At 59.0% G+C, this 7,177-nt stretch carries 9 protein-coding genes; 6 read left to right on the top strand and 3 right to left on the bottom strand.

Annotation, left to right across the window (positions count from 1 at the left end; translation table 11 throughout):
• The 3 genes from AB4Y85_RS18400 to AB4Y85_RS18390 form a co-directional block, all read right to left on the bottom strand.
• The coding region (locus tag AB4Y85_RS18400) for a recombinase family protein (RefSeq protein ID WP_441986373.1) at positions 1–469 on the bottom strand (469 nt) is incomplete at its 3' end.
• 90 nt (positions 470–559) lie between these two features.
• Positions 560–1,171 carry a hypothetical protein gene (locus AB4Y85_RS18395; RefSeq protein ID WP_441986372.1) on the bottom strand — a complete coding sequence of 204 codons (612 nt, stop codon included), beginning with the start codon at positions 1,169–1,171 and terminating at the stop codon, positions 560–562.
• Between the two features lie 80 nt (positions 1,172–1,251).
• Positions 1,252–1,902 (bottom strand): hypothetical protein, encoded by a 651-nt coding sequence (locus AB4Y85_RS18390; protein ID WP_441986371.1) that lies wholly within the window; start codon positions 1,900–1,902, stop codon positions 1,252–1,254.
• Positions 1,903–2,293: 391 nt separating this feature from the next.
• On the opposite strand from AB4Y85_RS18390, the gene AB4Y85_RS18385 reads away from it, so the two are divergent.
• The 6 genes from AB4Y85_RS18385 (at position 2,294) to AB4Y85_RS18360 (ending at position 7,171) form a co-directional block, all read left to right on the top strand.
• Positions 2,294–3,301, top strand: coding sequence for a phosphatidylglycerol lysyltransferase domain-containing protein (locus AB4Y85_RS18385; protein WP_441986370.1), 1,008 nt, complete (start codon positions 2,294–2,296; stop codon positions 3,299–3,301).
• 585 nt (positions 3,302–3,886) lie between these two features.
• Positions 3,887–4,546, top strand: a complete 660-nt coding sequence (locus tag AB4Y85_RS18380; protein ID WP_441986369.1) for an ion channel — start codon at positions 3,887–3,889, stop codon at positions 4,544–4,546.
• A 368-nt stretch (positions 4,547–4,914) separates the two neighbouring features.
• A complete protein-coding gene (locus AB4Y85_RS18375; protein ID WP_441986368.1) occupies positions 4,915–5,601 on the top strand; it encodes a hypothetical protein in 687 nt (228 codons plus the stop codon).
• A 163-nt stretch (positions 5,602–5,764) separates the two neighbouring features.
• Positions 5,765–6,586 carry a lytic murein transglycosylase gene (locus tag AB4Y85_RS18370; protein ID WP_441986367.1) on the top strand — a complete coding sequence of 274 codons (822 nt, stop codon included), beginning with the start codon at positions 5,765–5,767 and terminating at the stop codon, positions 6,584–6,586.
• A 67-nt stretch (positions 6,587–6,653) separates the two neighbouring features.
• Positions 6,654–7,022: a hypothetical protein gene (locus tag AB4Y85_RS18365; protein WP_441986366.1), complete on the top strand. Its 369-nt coding sequence runs from the start codon at positions 6,654–6,656 to the stop codon at positions 7,020–7,022.
• The gene (locus tag AB4Y85_RS18360; RefSeq protein WP_441986365.1) at positions 7,019–7,171 is read left to right on the top strand and encodes a hypothetical protein; all 153 of its coding nucleotides are present in this window, start codon (positions 7,019–7,021) and stop codon (positions 7,169–7,171) included. Before AB4Y85_RS18365 ends, AB4Y85_RS18360 begins: the two co-directional genes overlap by 4 nt.
• Positions 7,172–7,177: the final 6 nt, after the last annotated feature.

Genomic DNA, 7,177 nt, shown 5'->3' with positions numbered 1-7,177 from the left:
TCCTGTCCCCGCAACCAAACACAAAAAGCCCTCGTGCAAATATGCACGGGGGCTTCGTCGTGTCTGAAGCCTGCAACACGCGCCGTGCGAAGCGGCTTCGCCTCTTCAGCGCCTGTTGAGCAAAGCGTGAGGATCCGCGCCTGGTCGCCCCGACATTAACCGCGTGCAGGCTCATACCGTGGAACTGCAGCTCGTCATGGAGACTGGCCACATCCGACAGCTTGCGGGCAAGCCGGTCGAGGGCCTCGACAATCACCACCTCAAAAGCGCCTCGTCTCGATTGCGCCAGCAAGTCCCTGTAGCCGGGCCGGTTGCTGCTGGCTCCCGAGCGCGCGCGATCCTGAAAGGTCGCTGTGACCTGGAGCCCGAGTTGTGCGGCATAGCGGCGGCAGACTTCGATCTGGTCCTCGATCGAGGCGTCGCGCTGGTTCTCGCTCGAATAGCGGGCGTAAATGGCGGCACGCTTCATGCCAAGTCCTCCAGGGCAGCTTTGAGCCGGTCGAGAGCCACACCATGGCGGCGGCTGGCCGCAAGGTTGTCGGCCTGGATGTAGTAGCGCTCAGTGGTCGAGAACTGCCGGTGACCGAGCAGCGGCGCAGCCGCGCAGGAGATGCGGATTGATTGGCGTTCCAAACAGCCGTCGGGTCAGTTTAGTGATCCGGCGATAGACAGCGTGGGAATCGCGCATGACACTTTCCTTGCCGAGCCACAGCCTGGACGATTCGGCCGCATGCGGAAACAGTACCCGCACCTCGGACAGGTAGCGCGCGAACCAGGGCAACAGCGGCTCGGGCAGCTCGAAGCTGAGGGGCTGATGGGTCTTGGTCTCCTCCGCCGGAATCGCGATGAGCCACCCATCGTCCAACGCGAAGAGATGGCGCCCCAACTCCAAAGCGGAGAAGTTCTTCACCCGCAACGGGCGGGCCGCCAGCAAGGCCAGCATCAGGGCATCGCGGTAGGTCAAGGCCTGCTTGAGCGATAGGCTCCCGCTGGGCAGGTGCTCCAACTCCGCGACCGCAGCGGCGAAGATCTCTGCTGTCGGGCGCATCCGGGCCCGCTTGTCGCGGCTGGGTTTGGCATTGATCTGGACCCGGTTGCAGGCCTCCTGCAGCCAGCGCCAGTTCCGATCCGGCGCCATTGCCTGCATCATCACCTTCAGGCCGACCAGCATCGACAGGCGCGTGCGCGGTGCAACGATCGTCTCCAGGTGACGGTTGGTCGAACTCCCTAACTCAACGCATTTTGTGCGCTTTATGGAAAAGACGGCGGCTCGAAGAACTCGAGGTCGCGAAGATCGAGCTTCTCTTCAACCACCTTGTCGATTAGCCGCGGCTCGAACACGACACCCTCTGGGGCATACAGACGAAGGGCTTCTTTGACGAAACCCGTGAATCCACCAACCGCTAAGTGAATGTCCTTGTCTACCGTGTGGGTTGGCCTGATGCCAAGCACCTCTTGATAGGACAGCACAAGCGCCGATATCAGTTCCCGAAGCTCCTGGGTCGGAGTCGGACCGCCCTTGTTGTCTTGAGCGGACAGACTGTTCTGCTGGGCAACGTCCGCGGCCTTGCGACTCCAGGCGGCCATGCGCTGCAGATATAAGATGTGCTGCCTCATATCGAGGTCGCCAGAATCTGGATTTACCTCCGACATAGCGACAATCAGCAAGAGGCCCTGGTTCCCCAGCTTCTCTACGGCTTTGGCCGCTTTCTCGAGGTTCGTTGCGAGGCTGGTCAACTCGCGGGCAACTGCCGAGGGACGCAGCTTCCTGGGCCTTTCTAGGTAAAGCTTGGTGATGCGCTTGGCGTCTTCGACCAGTTCGATCAGAGCCTCGTCGGAAGGACCAGGCTCAAGAGGCTGCAAGTCGTGCCTGAGCCACTGAAACAGCCTTCCATCCGGCATCTCGGTTATCCTGTTCACGGCCCTGTTGTCGGCAATCCTATGCGCAAGTGCATACAGTGCATTCTTAAGCATTCCGAGGACGTCGCGAAAACGCTTAGGGCTTCTTGTGTGGCCATTCGACCACGATCGCAACCGTGAGATAGAATGAGCCTCAAGGAAGGTCCGCTCACCGCGAAAAAGCTGACGTTCGTTCTTCGTCCGCCATGTGCCACAACCCGACGTTCGCGTAGCACAATGCGAACTTCGCGGAAGGCAGTTTACTGAACTGAGACGATACGCGCTACGATTGAGCTACCTCAGAAGGCACCCTAACTTCGCGAGATATCGCGGCTAAACTGCGATGCATTGCGGGTAGCGCAACAACCCTTGCCAAGGGCATTGGGGGATCGTGATGACGCTCTTTCTTCGGCCAAACGCGGACCCCGCTGACCAAGATCGCTCCCGATTTCAGATGATGGAACGGGCTGCCGAATTGACAGATCTTGCCTCTATTGAGGCCAGAGATGCTGACGCCTTCCTCGCAGCGGCAGAGCACGAGCGGATCAAGTCGGCGTTTTATTACTTCCCCAGTTTGTATTTCGACGCGTGGTCTAGGACGCATATGCTGCGCTGGGAGCGCCACGCTGGGTCAATCCTTGTCTACTTGATCCGCCAGCGGAGGGACAGCTCAGGCGCAAAGGCAAACGCGCAGATGAGCCTGTACTTTCCTCCGTTCCCCTTCGACCCGGCGGCGCTGCGGCACGCCTTACGGCGAATGCGAGACTTCAACAGCAAACGCTCGAGTAAGATCGTTATTGTGCAAGAGGCTCAGGTGCTGAGGATCGCGCGGGAAGGCTTTGTGATTTCCCTTAGATGCGAAGAGTTCATCTATGACCGTGCGGCCGTCATGGCCCTGGAGGGGTCGGGCTTCAGGAAATTGCGGCAAGAGATGGCACGCGCCCTCAGGCAGGGGATGGTCGAGACACGACCCTTCACCCCTGCGGATCAGCCTGCCTGCCTCGCCCTTGCGGAAGCTTGGCGGCAGCGGCTCGTTGCCAACCGCATGAAGATCGGCGTCGCGTACAGGCATATGGCCGCCTGTCTGACGGTAGCCGATCCTTTTCCACCTTCCCTGCTCAAAGGGCTGGTGGTTAAAGTCGACGGAGAGGCGCGCGGCTTTGCCTTCTCGGGTCCGATCACCTCCACCATGGGATGCAACTATCTTTGCATCACTGATCTTAGCCTCCCAGGGCTTGCGCTTTTGCTGCGCTACCACCTTATGGCCCGTTTCCCCGACCTCATCCACTTCAACGACGCACACGACGCTGGGCGGCCCGAACTGCGCAACCTGAAGCAGCGGTTCAGTCCGGTAGAGATGCACGGGGTCTTCAGCGCTCAGGAGAGATGGACATCAGAGTGATCCCGGAGGAACTCTAACAAGCGCGGCATAATTCACAGGACGCCCCGTGTGGACGGAATCTACGTGGCAAGAGACGTGGCAAGAGGGCTATTGATGTTTTGATGCTTTAGTCGGGTGCAGCCATGCTCGGCCTTGGTATGCAGCCTCAGGGATTTCCCTGCTCGATACCTGTGAAGCTACGGCCTCCGCAGGCTATCCCCTAGCCAACGGAAACTGCGGATGGGTTACGTGAGCGGATGGCATTCTTAGACGAGGGCACGATGTCACTCATCTTTCTGCCTCTTGCCGGTTCTCGTCACCCCAGGCGGGATTTGGCATTGGTGTTGTTCCGCCGCGGCACGGCGGGACGGATCGTATAAGACAACGTTGATCCACATCAAGCCAAAGCTGGCTGGCCGACGATCACCGGGTTGTGCGGTTCGTTCATTATACCACTGTTTACGCGACGATCAGACTGAAAGGATTGCGACCGTAGCTCCACCCGTTGAATCACTCTACTTCAGAATCCATGCACAACCGGGCAATAAACGCTATCATGCGACCGGAATGCTTCGGATTGTGGATCGCATAAGCAAGGTTCGCCAGATGCGGCGACTGTATACGGACCGGCTGCTCACCCTGCTGACCGTAGTGCTCATGTTCGCGATGTTTGTATTTGCGCCGCTTCAGGCCATGGGAATCTTCGTGTTCCAAGGCTTCGCGATCGCGGCCCTTCTGGCAATCGTCGGCAGCATGTTCGTCATCTCCGAGCATCCTGCGGCTGTGATCGTGATGTTCATCTGCCTCATGGCGAATATCGTCGTCTTCGTGCTGCGTCTTTACTATCCCCCCTGGCCATACAACCTTTATCTATTAGCGGCGGCGTGGCTTGCCATCGCGGTCACTCTTGGCGCGGTGGTCGCCCAGGCTGTCTTCAGGCGCGGTCGTGTCACCTATCACCGGATCGTTGGCGCCATCCTACTCTACCTGCTTATCGCCGTATTGTTTGGGACGTTGTTTATGTTTGTCGGGCTGTCGAGCCCGGACGCCTTCAAGGGAATCGCCTTCGAAGACAACGCGGCCCTGGCGAATTCCGTCTTTTACCTGAGTTTCGTCACCCTGACATCGACAGGGTTTGGCGACATCGTTCCTGTGCATCCAATCGCACGTACCCTATGCACCCTCGAAAGCCTCATCGGCCAACTTTATCCGGCAACCTTGCTGGCGAGGATCGTCACCCTCGAGATGCGTCACGGCAGCAGCTGAGAGCATCAGCTTAGGCCGCCTTTACTTTGGGGCTTGGTATGCATCAGGGCACTGTTCCCGATCCATGATTTTGCCCGATGAGAAAATTGAAAGCTTCCTCATCGCTGCCCAGTCGGTTTTCTGCTATTATTCCGTCGAGCCTTAGCAATACGGGGCCTGGATTGAGGTACCCGATCTCCTTGTGAATGGAGGCGGCGATGGTCCGCTTCAACGCAAAGATTCTCGGGCTCTTCGTGGGGCTTACAGTCGTCCTTTGCTCTGCACCAATCCTTGCAGACCCTTTCTTCGTCCGAGTCTATGGCAGAGCGTACAAGATCGACCCCCGATACCCGGCAGGCGAACCGCAAGGACCGAAGCCACAGGAGGCTATGAAAGCCCTCCCCTCAGATCTCTCGAAAGGCCCAGGGTTCAGGCCCTCCTATGAACAGGTGCTTGCCGAAGTCGAGGAAAGGCTCTGGATCGCACACACACAGCTCGATGACGCGATAGAGAAGACGGCCACCGCGAGAGGGTCGCAACAGACAGGGGCTAATGCGGCGGAGATTACAGGATCCCTTGCGAGTGGAGCAGAGCAAAGCCGCTCACCGGAGTTGCAGACTCTCTACGATCGTCACAGGGCCTTGAACCTTCTCGTGCGGGAATTGCGCAGATCCATGGATTTGCCTGTAAGAACTCCACCGGCGGGTTTCTCCCGACCGGATCTGACGCCCGAGATCGAGGCCAGCTATCGCAGCATGAACTTCGATCCGCAGGAGGCCTATTACAGCTTCAGGCGCGTCAAAGCGGCCTTTCGCTCGAACGATATCCGGCTTCTCGCCCAGGTCGTGAACTATCCTCTGGCGGTGACTGGAAAAACCAGGCGAAGCATCCGCAATCGCGATCAGCTTATGGCGGCGAAGGAAACTGTTCTCAATGCACGCCTCCGCGAGAGCGTCGCAAGATCGGACTTTGAGACAGTGTTCGTTCGGGACAAAGGGATGATGCTTGGCGAGGGAGCGGTCTGGATCACCCATGACAAGGCAGGCTTTGGAGTGGGAGCGATCAATCTGGAATGAGAGCGCTCATCGCCGCGAGATGATTCAACGATTCCTGTCTGTGGCACTTCCGACGTGAGGGAGCCCGCCCTAGAGAGTGTGAATTACCATTTTGCCGCCTCATCTCAGCCCTGATGACGCGTAAGCATATCATTCCATACGACCGATGCGAGAGGAGACGCGAATGACCCTTGATAGATTGCTCAATCGCTTCGCTGGATTAGCCTCGGTGTTACTCGTTGGGATGGTCAATCCGGCGATAGCGGCCCAGTGCGGAAGCACGGCGGATGGTTTCGCCTCCTGGAAGAAGCAGTCTGCCGACGAAGCGCGAGCAAGAGGCGTCAGTGCCGCGACCGTCAATGCTCTCATGGAGACAACTTATGCAACGGCGACAATTGCCGCCGATCGTGGCCAGAAGGGCTTCCGCCTGTCGCTTGATCAATTTCTCGCCAAGCGGGGCGGCCCGACGATCATTGCGCGGGGAGGAGCACTCAAACAGTCCCAAGCAGCGCTCTTCGCGTCTCTTGAGCAACGCTTCGGCGTCCCGCCAGGGCCGCTTCTGGCGATCTGGGGCATGGAAACAGCCTTCGGACGTCAGCGGGGGAACCAAAACACGCTGTCTGCGATGGCAACGCTCGCCTATGATTGCCGTCGGCCCGCCTTTTTCACCGAACAGCTCTACGCCACTCTGACCCTAATGGACCGTGGCATACTCTCGGCGGATACGCGCGGCTCCATGCACGGCGAAGTCGGACAGACCCAGTTCCTGCCCAAGAGCATCCTGAACTACGGCAACGGCGGCGACCTCGATGTCGCCGTAAACGCACTCGCGTCGACGGCCAATTTTCTCAAGGCCAACGGCTGGCGCGCGGGTGCAGGCTATCAGCCCGGCGAAGCCAATTTCAGCGCAATCCAAGCCTGGAATGCCGCTTCCGTCTATCAGCAAGCCATCGCCCAGATCGGCAGACAAATTGACGGGAGAGACGGCGCCGCGGTGAGCCGATGATGCGGATTCATGGCCCAGAATGTCAAGGCATTTGGCATCGCCCCATTGGGACTTTCAGGAGGCAGCCATGCATGTGAGGGATTACTCCGCCACCGAGACCCTGCGGGACGGCCGCATAATTGAAATCCGTGCGCTGAGGCCGACGGATCGAGCGGGGTTGCTGGCCGCCGTCGGCCGTGTCAGCGACCGGTCCCTGTACCGGCGCTTCTTCGCCTTCAAACGCGGCTTCACAGAGCAAGAAATCGACTTCTATCTCAATGTCGATTTCGAGGGCCACGTCGCCTTAGTCGCATTGCTGGAAGTGGATGGCCAGCCGGAAATCGTCGGCGGGTGTCGCTACATCTTGGAGCCTTCAGGCCAGGCCGAGGTCCCTTCGCCATCGACGATGCGTACCAGGGACAAGGCATCGGCACGGTGCTTATGCGCCACCTCGTGAACATCGCGCGTAGTGCCGGGCTCAAGACGCTGATCGCCGATGTTCTTCCTGAGAACACCGCCATGTTGAAGATCGTCAGGGAAAGCGGGCTCGGCATCGAGACACGGCGGGAGGCGGACAGCACCCATCTCGTTCTTCATCTATTCTAAGTTGGG

Source organism: Microvirga sp. 2YAF29 (assembly GCF_052114605.1).
In the GTDB taxonomy this organism is placed as follows: Bacteria; Pseudomonadota; Alphaproteobacteria; order Rhizobiales; family Beijerinckiaceae; genus Microvirga.
Note: the sequence above shows the minus strand (reverse complement) of the source record. Positions and strands in the feature narration are given on the sequence as shown.

Coding starts and splice junctions, on each gene's coding strand:
- AB4Y85_RS18385 (WP_441986370.1), top strand. CDS start 2,294: ATGACGCTCTTTCTTCGGCCAAACGCGGACCCCGCTGACCAAGATCGC.
- AB4Y85_RS18365 (WP_441986366.1), top strand. CDS start 6,654: ATGCATGTGAGGGATTACTCCGCCACCGAGACCCTGCGGGACGGCCGC.
- AB4Y85_RS18390 (WP_441986371.1), bottom strand. CDS start 1,902: ATGCCGGATGGAAGGCTGTTTCAGTGGCTCAGGCACGACTTGCAGCCT.
- AB4Y85_RS18380 (WP_441986369.1), top strand. CDS start 3,887: ATGCGGCGACTGTATACGGACCGGCTGCTCACCCTGCTGACCGTAGTG.
- AB4Y85_RS18395 (WP_441986372.1), bottom strand. CDS start 1,171: ATGCTGGTCGGCCTGAAGGTGATGATGCAGGCAATGGCGCCGGATCGG.
- AB4Y85_RS18375 (WP_441986368.1), top strand. CDS start 4,915: ATGAAAGCCCTCCCCTCAGATCTCTCGAAAGGCCCAGGGTTCAGGCCC.
- AB4Y85_RS18370 (WP_441986367.1), top strand. CDS start 5,765: ATGACCCTTGATAGATTGCTCAATCGCTTCGCTGGATTAGCCTCGGTG.